General features: G+C 72.6%; 12 protein-coding genes. 4 read left to right on the top strand and 8 right to left on the bottom strand.

Annotated features, from left to right (window positions below; genetic code table 11):
• Positions 1-20: 20 nt before the first annotated feature.
• From ACFVYI_RS06255 to ACFVYI_RS06230, 6 genes are all read right to left on the bottom strand, one after another.
• The gene (locus ACFVYI_RS06255) at positions 21-2777 is read right to left on the bottom strand and encodes a molybdopterin-dependent oxidoreductase (RefSeq protein WP_387881968.1); all 2757 of its coding nucleotides are present in this window, start codon (positions 2775-2777) and stop codon (positions 21-23) included.
• Positions 2774-3691, bottom strand: coding sequence for an FAD binding domain-containing protein (locus tag ACFVYI_RS06250; RefSeq protein ID WP_387881967.1), 918 nt, complete (start codon positions 3689-3691; stop codon positions 2774-2776). Before ACFVYI_RS06250 ends, ACFVYI_RS06255 begins: the two co-directional genes overlap by 4 nt.
• A gap of 199 nt (positions 3692-3890) precedes the next feature.
• Positions 3891-4403, bottom strand: coding sequence for a Dyp-type peroxidase (locus tag ACFVYI_RS06245; RefSeq protein WP_387881966.1), 513 nt, complete (start codon positions 4401-4403; stop codon positions 3891-3893).
• Complete coding sequence (locus ACFVYI_RS06240; RefSeq protein ID WP_387881965.1) at positions 4361-4615, bottom strand: hypothetical protein; 255 nt, start codon at positions 4613-4615, stop codon at positions 4361-4363. Before ACFVYI_RS06240 ends, ACFVYI_RS06245 begins: the two co-directional genes overlap by 43 nt.
• Positions 4616-4767: 152 nt before the next feature.
• Entirely contained in the window at positions 4768-9036 is a 4269-nt protein-coding gene (locus tag ACFVYI_RS06235; RefSeq protein WP_387882039.1) for a molybdopterin-dependent oxidoreductase, read from the bottom strand.
• 243 nt (positions 9037-9279) lie between these two features.
• Positions 9280-9651, bottom strand: coding sequence for a gamma-glutamylcyclotransferase family protein (locus tag ACFVYI_RS06230; RefSeq protein ID WP_387881964.1), 372 nt, complete (start codon positions 9649-9651; stop codon positions 9280-9282).
• A gap of 532 nt (positions 9652-10183) precedes the next feature.
• Here ACFVYI_RS06230 and ACFVYI_RS06225 point away from each other — a divergent pair.
• The gene (locus ACFVYI_RS06225; RefSeq protein ID WP_387881963.1) at positions 10184-10834 is read left to right on the top strand and encodes a hypothetical protein; all 651 of its coding nucleotides are present in this window, start codon (positions 10184-10186) and stop codon (positions 10832-10834) included.
• A gap of 165 nt (positions 10835-10999) precedes the next feature.
• On the opposite strand, the gene ACFVYI_RS06220 is transcribed toward ACFVYI_RS06225, so the two are convergent.
• A complete protein-coding gene (locus ACFVYI_RS06220; protein WP_387881962.1) occupies positions 11000-11203 on the bottom strand; it encodes a hypothetical protein in 204 nt (67 codons plus the stop codon).
• Between the two features lie 215 nt (positions 11204-11418).
• On the opposite strand from ACFVYI_RS06220, the gene ACFVYI_RS06215 reads away from it, so the two are divergent.
• Positions 11419-12060, top strand: a complete 642-nt coding sequence (locus ACFVYI_RS06215) for a TetR/AcrR family transcriptional regulator (protein ID WP_387881961.1) — start codon at positions 11419-11421, stop codon at positions 12058-12060.
• A gap of 98 nt (positions 12061-12158) precedes the next feature.
• Complete coding sequence (locus ACFVYI_RS06210; RefSeq protein WP_387881960.1) at positions 12159-12872, top strand: VC0807 family protein; 714 nt, start codon at positions 12159-12161, stop codon at positions 12870-12872.
• 54 nt (positions 12873-12926) lie between these two features.
• On the opposite strand, the gene ACFVYI_RS06205 is transcribed toward ACFVYI_RS06210, so the two are convergent.
• Positions 12927-13856, bottom strand: coding sequence for a MerR family transcriptional regulator (locus ACFVYI_RS06205; RefSeq protein ID WP_387881959.1), 930 nt, complete (start codon positions 13854-13856; stop codon positions 12927-12929).
• A 61-nt stretch (positions 13857-13917) separates the two neighbouring features.
• Between ACFVYI_RS06205 and ACFVYI_RS06200 the strand changes: the two genes are divergently transcribed.
• Entirely contained in the window at positions 13918-14694 is a 777-nt protein-coding gene (locus ACFVYI_RS06200) for a maleylpyruvate isomerase family mycothiol-dependent enzyme (protein WP_387881958.1), read from the top strand.
• Positions 14695-14807 lie beyond the last annotated feature (113 nt).

Below are 14807 nucleotides of genomic sequence, written 5' to 3'. Positions count from 1 at the left end.
GCCGGGACGGGCGCGCCCCCTCACGCCCGTGGCGGGCGGGTGCCGGCGCGGTGCGCGGCGATGGCCTGCCACACCTTGTCGCGGAGGAACGGCGCCTCGGTGAAGCGGATGCCGGTGGCGTCGCGCAGCGCGTTGGCGAAGGCCGGCGGGACGGGGTTGAACGGGCTCTCGCTCATCGACTTGGCGCCGAGCGGGCCGATCGAGTCGGAGGTCTCCGTGAAGCGCACCTCGGTGCGCGGCACGTCCGCGTAGGCGGGCAGCCGGTAGCGGCGGAAGGCGGCGGTGGTCACCTCGCCCCGCTCGTCGACGAGCACCTGTTCGAACAGGGTGGCGCCGAGCGCCTGGGCGACGCCGCCCTCGACCTGGCCACGGCACTGCAGCGGGTTCATCACCTTGCCGGCGTCGGCGCCGTGGACGCTGCGCAGGATCCGGATCTCCCCGGTGTCGGGGTCGACGGCGAGTCGGAACCACTGCGAGTTGAACGCCACCGAGCGCGGCGAGCCGCCCCAGTGCCCGTCGGCCGTCAGCTCGACGCCCTGGCCGCGCGCGGCCTCGAAGACCTCCTTGAGCGGGACGGGCCGGCCGTCGCAGTCCACGGCGTCGGCGTTCAGCCGGACCAGACTGCGCGGGGTGCGGGCGTACTCGGCGGTGAAGGAGAGGATCTGTTCGGCGAGGGCGTTGGCGGCCTTCATCACGGCCTTCCCGGCCACCACCGTGCCGGCCGAACCGAACGCACCGGTGTCGTGCCTGACCACGTCGGTGTCGGACTGCCGGATGGCGATGCGGTCCACCGTGGTGCCCAGTGCGCCGGCGGTGATCTGCTTGTGCACGGTGGTGGTGCCGTTGCCGAACTCCGCGGTGCCGACCGCGATGTCGTAGGTGCCGTCCTCCAGCAGCTTCACCGTGGCGTCGGCGAAGTGGCCGCCGGGCGGCCCGGTGGCGATGGCGGACATCGCGAAGCCCTGTCCGACCAGCCAGCCCGGCGGGGCCAGCTCGGCGCTGCGGTCGTCGGCGAGGGTGTCGCGGACCACCTGGAGGCACTGGTCCAGGCCGTAGCTCGCGATGTGCAGGTCCTCCTCCTCGCCGCAGGGGCCCTCCATGTGCTCGCCGGGGCCGATGACGTTCTTCTCGCGCAGGATCAGCGGGTCGATGTCCAGGCGGCGGGCCAGCTCGTCCATCGCCGACTCCAGCGCGAAGGTCACCTGCCCGAGGCCGTAGCCGCGGAACGCCCCGGCGGGCACGCAGTTGGTGTACACGGAGTAGGCGTTCACCTTCTTGTTCGGTGCCCGGTACACGCCCATCGACTCGCCGACGCTGTGGAACATCACCGCCGGGCCGTGGTTGCCGTACGCCCCGGTGTTGGCGACGACCCGGAACTGCAGGGCCGTCAGGACGCCGTCGCTCCTGGCGCCGACCTTCACCGTGACCTTGAACGGGTGCCGGGTGGTGGCGCCGTAGAACTGCTCGGGGCGGGTGAACTCCAGCTTGACCGGCCGGTGCAGCTTCAGTGCGGCGAGCACGACGATGTCCTCGGTGAGCATCTCCTGCTTGCCGCCGAACCCGCCGCCGACCCGGCCGGCGATCACCCGGACCTTCTCCATCGGCAGGTCGTACAGCGCGCACAGGGCCCGCCGGGTCAGGAACGGGACCTGGGTGCTGGAGCGCACCACGATCCGTTCCTCACCGCTCTCCTCGTTCTCCTCGAAGTACGCGACGCACCCGTGCGTCTCCAGGCTGGCGTGCTGGACCCGCTGGGTCCGGAAGGTCTCCTCGTACACGACGTCGGCCTCGGTGAACCCCTGCTCGACGTCGCCCAGTTCGCCGTGCACCTCGCCGCAGACGTTGTCCTCGGCTCGGAAGATGCGGGACTCCGGCCCCTTCGGGTGGATCACCGGCGCACCGGGCAGCATCGCCAGTTCGGGGTCGGTCACGTGCGGCAGCGGCTCGTACTCGACGACGATCCGGCGGCACCCCTCCTCGGCGGCGCCCTCGCTGTCGGCGACCACGGCGGCCACCCGCTGGCCGACGAAGCGGACGACGTCGTCCAGCACCCGGGTGTCGTCCGGGTCCTCAGTGGGATGCTCGTGCCGGGCCGAGGAGTAGAGCCGGTCCGGCACGTCGTGGTGGGTGAACACCGCCTGCACGCCGGGCACCCGCAGGGCGGCGGAGGTGTCGATCGAGACGATCCGGGCGTGCGGGTGCGGGGAGCGCAGCAGCTTCATGTGCAGCAGCCCCTCCACCTCGATGTCGAAGGTGTAGCGGGCCGTCCCGGTGACCACCTGCGGCCCGGCCGGCGCACCGAGGCTGCGACCGACGGCCTGCCCGGCGCAGGGCTCCTCCGCGTGCTTGACGCCGCGTACGGAGTCCTCGATCGCCCGGTAACCGGTGCAGCGGCACAGGTTGCCCTTCAAGGACCTGGGCAGGTCGGTGAGTTGCTCCTCGTTCAGGGCCGAGGTGGTCATCAGGAAGCCGGCGGTGCAGAAGCCGCACTGGAAGCCCTGCGCGTCCAGGAACCGCTGCTGCATCGGGTGGAGTTCGCCGTCCTTCGCCAGCCCCTCGACGGTGGTCACCGAGCGGCCCTCGGCGCGCACGGCCGGGTAGATGCAGCTGTGCACCGCCTCGCCGTCGACCTGCACGGTGCACGCTCCGCAGTCCCCGGCGTCGCAGCCCTTCTTCACCCCGAACCAGCCGCGCTCGCGCAGGTAGGTCCGCAGGCACTGCCCCGGCCGTGGCGCCGTGTCGAAGTCCTGGTCGTTGACGCGGATCCCGAAGCTCATCGTCCGGCCTCCTCGGTCGGTGCGCAGCGTGCGCAGTCGGTCGGCGCGCTGTCGGTCGGCGCGCTGTCCGTGGGTGCGCAGTCGGTCGGTGCGCAGTCGGTCGGTGCGCCGTCGGTGAGTTCGCGGCGGATCTCCTCGGCGAAGCGGAAGGTCATGTGCCGTCGCCAGGCGGGCAGTCCGTGGATGTCGTCGTAGTACTCCTCGGGCCTGACGGCGTACTCGACCGCCTCCCGCACGGCCTCCGCGTTCGGCGGCACCGGGAAGCGCAGTCGGATCGGCCGGACGGTCGAGGCGGTGATGGTGAGCGTCAGGGTGCCGTCGAGCGGGTCGGCCGCGCCGATGAGCAGCGCACCGGAGCGGCCCAGCCCGTACAGGGAGGCCTGCCGGAACGCCGTGCGGCTCGCGAGCGCGCGGGCGGGCAGGGTGATCGAGCGGAGCAGCTCCCCCGGCTGCAGGACCTTGACGCCGGCTCCGACGACGAAGTCGGCGACCGGTACCCTGCGCACCGAGCCGCTCTGGGAGAGCAGTTCGCAGACGCCGTCCAGTGCGGCGGTGAGGGAGATCATCGGCCCGGCGGGGAGCCCGTTGCACAGGTTTCCGCCGACGGTGGCCATGTTCCAGATCTTCCAGGACGCCAGGAAGGCCCGGCAGCACTGCTCGAACAGCGGGCCGGCCGTCCACGGCTTCGGGAAGCGCGAGAGCGTGGCGATCGTGCAGGTGGCGGCGATCTCCAGGTCTCCGCCGGCGGTCACCTTCAGCGGCTCCCAACCGGTCCGGCTCAGGTCGATCAGCCGCCGGATGTGCGGCTGCGGCTCGGAGAACAGGTACGTGCCGCCACCCAGCCAGGCGTCACCCTGCTGCCACACCTCGCGACGGCGGGCGTCGCGTACCTCCACCACCGTGTTCAGATCCATGTTGTTCCACCGTCCGGATAGCTCGATACGGCGATTGAAGCAACGTGGCGACGGTGCGGACGAGTGGTGCCGCACACCAGTGATCCACTGCCGGACTGGAGGATCAACCAGCGGGGACGGGCATCCAGAAGCTTGCATCTGCAAGGGCACTACTCATTGTTTCCTTGCAGATGCAAGCCGTGGGGCGTAGTGCTCATGGCTATCCCTCCAGCAGCGCCCGCCCGACGTAGTCCCCCGCCGCAAGGCCGCCCGCCGCGACGCCGCCCGTCACCACGATCCGCGCCGACGCCGCCGGGTCGCTCGGGTCGGGGTTGCCGCTGCCGTCGAGCTGACCCATGAGGTTGCGATCGGTGGTGTCGGCGGGGGCGGTACCCCGCGCGCGGCCGAAGCCTGCCATGAGCCACCGGCTGGCGGCGTCGCCCTGCGCGAGGCGCCGGACGGTGCGCAGGGCGTGCACGGCGGCGAGCGGGTCGTCGGCGCCGATCCGCACGAAGACGTCGCCGCCGCTGCGGGCGGGGTCGAGCCGGTCGTCGGGGAAGTCGGGCAGCGGCGCGAGCGCCGCCGGGCGGCGGCCCGGCGGCGTCGGAGGAGAGCCCGGCCGCGTCGGACGGCGGTCCGCCCGCGGCGGAGGAGCGGTCGACCGCGCCCGGAGCCCGTTCGCCGCCCGGCTCAGTGCCCACTGTCGACCACCGGGTCGACGGTGCCGACCCACAACTGGTTGAGCTCGGACACGTACCGACCGCCCTTCGTGTCCTGGGGTGCCACCAGGCGGGGCCCGGCGGTGTCGTCGAAGGGCACGCCGTCCTCGGACACCGCGAGCAGCACCTGGCTCCTGGCGAATCCCGGGTCGAGTTCGGCCCAGGCGAAGACCGCCCGGTAGTCGCCGCCGCCCCGAGCAACGGAAATGACACGCGCAACATACATGATCAGCGAGATCTTCCGACAGCTTTTCAGGTCGCGATCGCCCGCACCGGAATTCCCCTGTGGATATCACCAGATCCGATATCCGGGCTCCTTGTCGAAAGCACAATTGCGGATATCGAACCGGGTGCATTCGCATCGTCCGTCCACACTGCTCAGTAGACGTCCCGGGCGTAGCGCTTGTCGCCCGCCAGCTGCCGGACGTAGGCGGCGGCGGACTCCTCGTCCATCCCGCCGTGTGCGGCGACGATCTCCCGAAGGGCCCGGTCGACGTCCTTGGCCATCCGGCCCGCGTCTCCGCAGACGTAGACGTGGGCGCCGTCCTGGAGCCAGCGCCACAGGCGCGGGCCGTGTTCGCGCATCCGGTCCTGGACGTAGACCTTGTTGCGCTGGTCGCGCGAGAAGGCGACGTCGAGGCGGTCCAGGTGGCCGGACGCACGGAAGGCCTCCAGGTCCTCGCGGTAGTAGAAGTCGGTGGCTTCGCGCTGCTCGCCGAAGAACAGCCAGTTGGGGCCGGTGTGACCGCGGGCCTGCCGGTCCTCCAGGAAGCCGACGAACGGCGCGACGCCGGTGCCGGGGCCCACCATGATCATCGGGGTGGCCGGGCCGGCGGGCGGGCGGAAGTGCGGGGAGCGCTGGACGAACACCTGCACCGGGCCGTCGTCGGCACTGTCCGCCAGGTACGTGGAGCAGACGCCCTTGCGGTCGCGGCCGAGGTCGTTGGTGTAGCGGACGACGGACACCGTGAGGCGGACCTCGTCGGGATGGGCCAGCGGGCTGGAGGAGATGGAGTAGAGGCGGGGCTGGAGCCGCTTGAGCACCGCGGCCCATTCGGCGGCCGAGGCCCGGACGGGGAAGGCGCCGACCACGTCGGCGGCCTGCCGCCCCCAACTCCACTTCGCCAGCTCGCCCTTGTTGTCGGGGCGCAGCAGCCGCTTCAGGGAGCGGTCGCCGGTGCGCTCGGCGACGAACCCGAGCAGGTGGGGAGTGATGCGGGCGATGTCGAGTCGGGTCCGCAGGGCGTCGACGAGGGAGAGGTCGCCGCTGTCGGGCAGGCAGACCCTCTCCTCGGGGTCGAGGCCCGTCAGGGCCAGCCATTCGGCGACGAGTCCCGAGCCGTTGGCCGGCCACACGCCGAGGGCGTCACCGGCCTCGTAGCCGAGTGCGCCGCCGCGGGTGTCGAAGGCGAACTGCCGTATCTCCTTCTGCGATCCGGGCAGGCTGAGCAGCCGGTTGCCGACCAGGAGGGTCACGAAGGGGGACGCCTTCGTGTAGCCGGCCGGGGCGGCGGGCGCGGGCGCTCCGGCGGGCGGGACGGCGGAGGGCTCGGACGGCGCGGGTCGGAACGGGACGGCCGCGGGCGGCTGTTCGCCCGGTGCGGCGAGCGCGCCGGTGACCTGGTCGAGCCACTGCCCGGCGGGCTCGTCGTCACCGGCTTCGCAGTCGGTGCGGGGGTGCAGGCGGGTGGCGCCGAGTTCCGCGAGGCGCTCGTCCAGGCGGCGGCCGTGACCGCAGAAGTCCCCGTAGCTGGTGTCGCCGAAGGCGAGGACGGAGTAGCGCACGCCCTCCAGCCGCGGGGCGTCCGAGGCGCTGAGACGGTGCCAGAAGTCGGCGCCGTTGTCGGGCGCGTCCCCGTCGCCGAAGGTGCTGGTGACGATCAGCAGGTCGGTGCCGGCGGTGAGCCGCCCGGGGGTGGTGTCGGCCATGGCGAGCGGGGTGGCGGCCCGGCCCGCCGCCGCCAGGCGGGCCGCCGCGGTGGCGGCGAACTCCTCGGCGGTACCCGTCTGCGAGGCCCACAGGAGGAGCAGTTCCCGCGCTGGGGCGGCGGGTGCGGCCGGCCCGGAATCGACGGGATCGACGGGTGCGGCGGGTGCGGCGGGTGCCGCGGTCCGGGAGAACATGCCGGCCAGCACGCCGTCCACCCAGAGCGCCGTCCCCGGGGCGAACGGCGCACCCGCGGGCAGCACCGGCACCTCGCCGGGCGCCGCCGTGGCCCCGCCCGCGGCGTACCCGCGGAGGTACCCGGACAGGTAGCGGCGCTCCGGCTCGGTGAGGACCGGCGGTGTCAGGTCGGTGATGCCGAACAGCGCGGCCAGGACGGGCCCGGCCCCGGGCGACCCGTCGGCCGCGGCCGGGCCCACGACCTCGGCCGCCGGAGCGGCGGGCCGGTCCTGCGGCTGCCGCGCCGGGGCGGCGGGGCCGACGGCGGCCGGCCCGGGAGCCGCCGGCGCGGGTGTCGGGGCGGGCACCACGCGCAGCGCCACGGCACAGGCCTTGAACTCCGGCTGGTGGGAGATCGGGTCGACGGCGTCGTTGGTGACGGCGTTGATGCCGAGGTACTCGCCGAAGAGGTCGTTCCAGTGGAACGGCGCGAAGCAGTTCCCGGGGCGGACCCGGTCGGTGACGACGGCGGGCAGTACGGCGCGGCCGCGGCGGGAGGCCACCTCGATGCGGTCGCCGTCCTTGGCGTGAAGGGCGGCGGCGTCCTCGGGGTGGAGTTCGACGAAGGGGCCCGGGTCGAGCCGGTTGAGCCTGGCGACCTTGCCGGTCCGGGTGAGGGTGTGCCACTGGTGCGGGAGGCGGCCGGTGTTGAGGACGAACGGGTGGTCGTCGTCGGGGAGTTCGGCGGCGGGCAGGTGCGGCCGGCCGAGGAAGCGGGCGCGGCCGGTGGCGGTGGGGAAGGCGAGCCGGGGCCGCGTCCCGTCCGCGCGCTCCAGCAGGCTCTGGCTGACGCCGTCGTTGAGGTAGCGGATCGGGTTGCGGTCGGGCCCGTCCGGGGACGGCGCGGGCCACTGCACGGGGGTCTCGCGCAGCCGCTGGTAGCCGACGCCGCGCAGGTCCCAGCCGGTCGTCGGGTTCCAGGCCCGCTTGAGCTCCTCGAATACGTCCTCGGCGCTCGCGTAGGTGAAGGCGTCGGCGAAGCCCATCTCGCAGGCGACGCGGGCGATCAGTTGCCAGTCGGGCAGGGCCTGACCGGGCGGGTCGAGGACACCCTGGACGAGGGTGAGGTTCCGCTCCGAGTTGACCATGATGCCGTCGGACTCGGCCCACAGGGTGGCGGGCAGCACCACGTCGGCGTACGCGTTGGTCTCGGTCTCCGTGAACACGTCCTGGGCGATGACCAGTTCGGCGGCCTCCAGGGCGGCGATGACGGTCCTGCGGTTGGCGACGGAGGCGACCGGGTTGGTGCAGATGATCCAGCAGGCCTTGATCTCGCCGGCGGCCATCTGCTCGAACATCTCCACCGTGCCGCGCCCGACCTCGGTCCGCAGCGTGCCCGGCTCGACGCCCCAGAGCTCCTCGACGAAAGCACGTTCCGCGTCCACCAGGACGGAGCGCTGGCCGGGCAGGCCCGGCCCCAGGTAGCCCATCTCGCGGCCGCCCATCGCGTTGGGCTGGCCGGTGAGCGAGAACGGGCCGGAGCCGGGGCGGCAGATCGCGCCGGTGGCCAGGTGCAGGTTGACCAGCGCGTTGGTGTTCCAGGTGCCGTGGGTGGACTGGTTGAGGCCCATCGTCCAGCAGCTCATCCACTCGCCCGCCGCGCCGATCCACTGCGCGGCCTGCCGGATGTCCGCCTCCGGTATCCCGGTGATCGCGGCGACCCTCGCGGGCGGGTAGTCCGCCAGGAAGGAGGGCATCTCCTCCCAGCCCTCGGTGAACTCCGCGATGAACGCCTCGTCGGTGTGGCCGTTCTCCACCAGCAGGTGCAGCAGGCCGTTCAGCAGGGCCAGGTCGGTACCCGGTCTGATCTGCAGGAAGAGATCGGCCTTCGCGGCGGTGGCGGTGCGCCGCGGGTCGACGACGATGAGCTTCGCACCGGCGGCCCTGATCCGGTCCATCATGCGCAGGAACAGGATCGGGTGGCAGTCGGCCATGTTCGCACCGATCACGAAGAACGTGTCCGCGTGGTCGAAGTCCCGGTAGGAGCCGGGCGGCCCGTCCGCGCCGAGCGACAGCTTGTAGCCGGAGCCGGCGGAGGCCATGCACAGGCGGGAGTTGGACTCGATCCGGTTGGTGCGCACGAACCCCTTGGCGAGCTTGTTCGCCAGGTACTGCGCCTCCAGGGACATCTGCCCGGACACGTAGAAGGAGAGCGCGTCGGGGCCGTGCTCGTCCAGGATCGCCCGCAGGCGTCCGGCGACCGCCGTGATCGCCGCGTCCACGTCCACCTCGGCGGGCTCGGCGCCGCGCTCGGTGCGGACCAGTGCCGTGGCGGCCCGCCCGGGGGCGGCCATCATCTCGACGCTGGTGGCACCCTTGGTGCAGAGCCGCCCGGCGTTGGTCGGGTGGTCCCGGTCCCCCGCCACCTTGCGAGCGGTGCGCCTGCCGGTGGCGGCGTCCCGGCCGATGTCGAGCACGATGCCGCAGCCGACGCCGCAGTACGAGCAGACCGTCCGCACACTGTCCGCCTTCGAGGCCGGCATCGTCACCGGGACTCCCTCCGCAGGGATCACGCCGTGGGAAGGTCCCACGATCGTGACCCTAGGAAGGCCGCGTTTCCGCGCCGTCACAGCACGTGGTTCGGGGGGTTAACCGGATCGCACGGCCTGCTCGCGAGGGGTGTGAGCGGCGGCCTCCGCCGCCACGGCGTCGACGCGGTTGCGCCGCCCTGATGGACGCGGTCGGGCGGCACCGCGGCCGCAGGCGGCGTCGGCGGGCGGCGTCGGTCAGGCCGCCGCGCCGTCCGGCGTGCTCGCGGCGAGGTAGGCCCAGGCCTTGGCGCCCGAGCGCAGGGCGACCTCGGTCCTGACGTAGTCGTCGACCTCGTAGTCGTCCGCGGCGGCCAGTTCGGCCTCGGTGATGGCGAGGACGCTGCCCTCCACCGCGTCACCGTCCTCGGAGGAGGCGACCACGAGCGGGTGACGATCGGTGCCACTGGCCGCGATCACCTCCGGGTCGGTGATCGAGATCCAGGTCAGGCGAAAGCCCGGGAGCGCGTCGGGGCGTGCCTCCAGGAGCCGGCCGAAGCGGGCCAGCTGGACTTCGGGAAGCTGTAGCGTCCCGTACGAGAACAGCTGGTGAGCAGCCTGGTCGAGCATCGTGAAATCCCTCCGCAGAGCCTGGATTGCGCACGCCGGTGCTCCAAGCTATCGAACGCCGCCCGCACGGGGCGATCAGGGGTCCGGCCCCGCTCGGCGCGTTCCCGCCGTCGGATTCAGGCCGCCGTCGGATTCAGGCCGCCGTCCGTTCACGGCACCCGGACGAGGCCGAAAACCCGCCAAAGGACCGGCGGCCACCTACCCTCCGGACGACGAGAACGGCCGGCCGGGCCGCGCCCGGGGCGAATCCGGTGTGCGCCCCGGAGTCCAGGGAGAACCGCCGGGGTCTCCGGTGACGGAAACCGTCAGGAATTCACCCGGCCGGCCGGGAGGTTCTTTTCGCTCGGACCGACTTCGCGCTGCTCACCGCAGTTCGCCGTCACATTCACGCCGAGGTAGCGAAACGGCACCTTCACGCGGTAGTCAAATGACGTTCGGGTGCCTACATTTGACGGTCTGTAGGAAATGTCTCCGGCACCCGCCGTCGACCGATCACCGCCGCCCCGGCGGCCGAGACCCACCGGAGCTCCCCGTGACCATTTCCCCTCTCCCACGGACACGCCGGCGTCTCGCCGCGCTCGGCGTCCTGACCGCCATGGTCGCCGGCGTCACCGGCCTCAGCACGGGCGCGGCCTACGCGGAGCCGCCCAGCTCGTGCAATCTGAACCTCGAACACGAGTGGTACGAAGTGTCCAGCGCCGCCGTCGATCCCGTGCTCACGCACTGGAAGGGCATCACGATAGCCCCGGGCACCACCGGAAGCATCGAGACCACCCTGACCGAGGTCGAGGCCGTCAGCACCACCTTCAACACCTCCACCGAGATCAGCGCCGAGGCCAAGGTGTTCCTCGCGAAGGTCGCCGTCAAGGTCGGCTTCTCCGTGCAGACCGGCAAGTCCACCACCAGCACGTGGTCCCAGAAGGTCACTCTGAACTTCAACCGTCCCGGCGACTACGCCGTGTTCAAGGGCACCCACCGCGTCCGGGGCTCCGCCGACGTGTTCGTGTGCCTCCCCAGCGGCGACCCCTGGAACCCCGGTCCCGGCTTCTGGGCCTACGCCTTCGGCTCCCACCCCGCCTACACCACCTTCGACGCCGAGGTCGAGGGCACCGTCTCCTGCGACACCCCCGTCACCCCCGGAACGGTGCAGGAACTCGCCCGCAACAAGCTCATCTGCCGCTGACCCGCGCGCGGGCCCGGCGGTCGGGGCAGGAGCAGGGTCGCCACCCGCCGCTCCCGGGAAACGGGGAAGGCTCTCACGGATCTCCGTGAGAGCCTTCCCGCGTCCGGCCGGACCCTGCGGGCCCGAGGCCGCCCCCGGCCCCTCCGGGCAGGTGCTCCCCCTGCGTCAGATGCCGATCCGCAGAGCCCGGTCGCCGCTCCCCGCCACCCCTGCCCTCGCGCCGTCGACCACGAGCCCCAGGCAGTCCGGGGAGCGGGACTGCTCCACGGCCTGACCGATCCGGGTGACGAACAGAACGACGGCGACCGTCAGGGCCAGCAACAGCAGAGCGGCGGACAGCGCGACGGCCTCGTGCAGACGCCTGGTCACCAAACGGTGCTCCGCACGGTCGGAGCGGGGCGAATCCTGTCGAGACTCTTGACATGCACTGGACATAACGCCTCCTCGCAGGCCCTTCCGGCCTTCCATTCCCCAAGAGCCCGCCGACGACCGAAACCGCTTCCACGGCAAGAGCGAGGGGAATCCGGGCGACAAGTGGCAGCCGCGTCTTGCTCAGGCGAGCAAGAACCCCTAGGGTTTTGCTCATGCAAGCAAAGAGCAGCGCGAGCGAGCAAACCGGTTCCGGGTCCGGACGCACCTTCACCGAGTCGGCGCGACGCACCCAGATCGTCCAGGCCGCCATCGTGGTGCTCGCGGACGCCGGCTACGCGAAGACCTCCTTCGCGAAGATCGCGAAGCAGGCCGGGCTGAGCAGCACCGGGATGATCTCGTACCACTTCTCCGGCAAGGACGACCTGATGCACGAGGTGGTCGCCGAGGTGATGCGGGTGTCCGAGGCGTTCATGCTGCCCCGGATCACCGCCGCCGAGGGCTACTCGGGCAGGCTGCGGGCCTACATCGAGTCGAACGTCGAGCTCCTCGCGGCCCACCCCGACCACCTGCCGGCACTCACCGAGGTCGTCACCAACCTCAAGGGGGACGATCCGCACCGCGTCGGGTTCGCGGACTCCCTGAGGTCGATCATGGATGTGCAGGAGCAGCGCATGCGTGACGCGCAGGCCGCCGGGGAGTTCCGGGAGTTCGACGTCCACGTGATGGTCACCGCGATGCGCGGAGCCATCGACGGGGTGGTACTGCGCTCGGTCGCCGAACCGGGGCTGGACGTGGTCGCCTGCGGGCACGAGCTGGCCGACATCTTCGACCTGGCCACCCGCCGGACACCGTAGCGGCCCGCCCGCGCGGTAGGGCCGAGCACCACGGCCGCGCACCACGGCACGGGCTCACGATCATCACGGAACACCAAGCGACCGTGGGGGAACACGACATGCGGAACACCGAGGGGGACATCGTGAAGGACACCGCGACACCTGACGCCACACCGACACCGACACCGACGCGGGCAGCGGCGGAGCCGACGAACACCCGCGCCGGGCGCCTGGCCCTGGCCCGGGGGCTCGTCCTCGAACTGGCGCTGCCGCTCGCCGGCTACTACCTGCTGAAAGGCCTGGGGGCGAGCCAGTGGACCGCCCTGGCCGTCAGCGGGCTGCTGCTGGCCCCGTGGATCGGGTACGGGATGGTGAAACGCCGCAGGGTGGAGGCGATGCCCGTGTTCACCCTGACGCTCCTGGTCGTCGGCGCCCTCGTGTCGATGGTCACCGGGGACCCGAGGACCCTGCTCGTCCGGGACAGTTGGCTGTTCGGCGTGGTGGGCCTGTGGGTGCTCGGCACGCTGGCCACCCGGCGGCCGTTCATGCTCAGCGCCGGACGGTCGGTCGTCGCCTCCAAGGTCGGCGAGGAGAGCGCGCGGGAGTGGGCGGACCGCTGGGACCACGAGGCCGAATTCCGCCGGCACATCCGCCTGCTCACCGCCGTCTGGGGCGCCGGGTTCACCGCGGACGCCGTGATCAGGGTGGTCCTCGCCCGAACGCTCCCGATCGACGCGGTCCCACTGGTGACCAGCCTCCAGTGGCCGGCCGTCCTGGGCGCGCTGTTCGGCTTCCACTACTGGTACGTCACCCGCCACGGCCTGAAGGTCTGAACGTCTGAAGGCCTCAGGGCGGCACCGCCCACGGGCTGCCGGTGGCCGGACCGCTCAGCGGCCCGCGCCGCCCGGCCGTACGGTCCGTTCGAGGGCGTCGGTCAGCCACAGGTGGGAGGCCCCGATCGTGGCCGGGTCGCCGCCGGCCTCGGCCACCAGTCGCCAGTAGCGGCGCATCCGCGGGTCGCGGTCGGCCGCCAGGTGGGCCAGCAGCCGACGCCTGAACCGAGGGGTGTCGCCGCCAGCGCGCACCGAGGCGTGTGCCGCGACGAACCGGTCGAGTTCGGGGCCCGCACGGGGCGGCGTGCCCGCCCGCACCACAGGCTGTGCCAGCGCGCACGCCTCGCCGATCCCGTTCAGCAACTCGGCCTCGTCTGCGACCAGTTCGGCGTTGGCCCGAGCCATCGCCAGCAGACCTCGGGTCAGTTCCCGGTCGCCCGCCAGGGCGAACAGCTCGGCGAACGCGACCACCTGCGACGGCGTCGGATCGGCGGGCGGATCGGGCACTGCCGTGGTCACGAACGCGGCGAGCATCGCCTCGGACACCGGGGCCACCATCGTGCGCCGCCAGAAGTCGATCAGCGCGTCACGGGCGGCACCCCCGTCCTGCACGTCGGCCAGCAGCGCCAGCCGGGCCGCCCGGTCCGCCGGTCCGGCTTCCTCGACCGCGCGCAGCGAGGCCCGTCGCCAGGAGAGGTCCGCGAGCCGCACGTCGAGCGCGGCCCGCTCGGCCGCGACGACCTCGGCCACCGAGCGTTCGCCGGCGAGCACCTGCCTGACCGCCGGCAGCCCGAGGCCGAGCCCGCGCAGCCGTCTGACCAGGCCGAGCCGCTCCACGGCCGCCCGGTCGAACCTGCGGTGCCCGCCCGTGCTGCGCACCGAGTCGACGATGCCCTCGTCGCAGTAGAAGCGAACGGTCCGCACCGGCACACCGGTCAGCCGCGCCAGCTCCCCGATCCCGAGCGTCTCGTCGAGCAAAGGCACTTGAACCTCCACCGGGCTGGAGGTCCTACCGTACCCGCGAGACCCCGTGAGAGGAGCTTTCGTGAGGACATCGACCACGGACACCGCACGGCTCGTGGAGGGCCTGCGGGATCAGACCGCGGGGTTCGCCCGTGCCGTCGCCGACGGGGACCCGGACGGCCGGGTGCCCACCTGCCCGCAGTGGCCGCTGCGCACCCTCGTCGGGCACGTCGGCCAGGAACTCCGGTGGGCGGCCGAACTCGTGTGCACGGGCGAGCAGTTGCCCGTACCCGACCCGTGGCAGGCCGGGCCCGGTACCCCGGACGGCTGGGACCGGTGGCTGCGCGAGGGCGCGGAGGAGCTGATCCGCGCGATCGGGGAGACCGGCGCGGACACCGGGATCCGCACGTTCCTGGGGCCGCGACCGGCGGCCTTCCTCCTGCGCAGGATGCTGAGCGACACCTGCGTCCACCACTACGACGCGGCGCTCGCGACGGGCACCGCGTTCGCGATCGCCGACGACCTCGCGGCAGACGTGATCGGCGAGAACCTGGAGCTGCTGTCCGCCCCGGCCTTCGCGGCGGCCAGGCCGGCGCTCGCCGAGCTGCGCGGCCGGGGCGAGCGGATCGGGTTCCGGCCGGACACCGCGCCGGGCAGCGCGCCGGGCTGGGTGATCACCAGAACGCCCGAGGCACCGCGGTGGGAGCGCGGCCCGGTCGAGGCCGACGTGGTGGTGACGGGGGCGGTGGCCGACCTGATGCTGGTCGTCGCCCGCCGCGTCCCGCCGGACGACGACCGGGTGACCGTGACGGGCGACCGCGCACTGCTGGACCACTGGCTGGCCCACACGGCGCTCTAGACGCGGGGCCTGCGGGCACCGTCCCGTCGCCCTAGGGTGGAGGTGTGCGGCGCCGCCCGGACGACCGGCGTGTCGGCGTGCCGACCTGCGCTGCGGCCGGGACCGCTTCACGC

It is taken from the genome of Kitasatospora sp. NPDC058218, assembly GCF_042882445.1.
GTDB lineage: Bacteria > Actinomycetota > Actinomycetes > Streptomycetales > Streptomycetaceae > Kitasatospora.
Note: the sequence above shows the minus strand (reverse complement) of the source record. Positions and strands in the feature narration are given on the sequence as shown.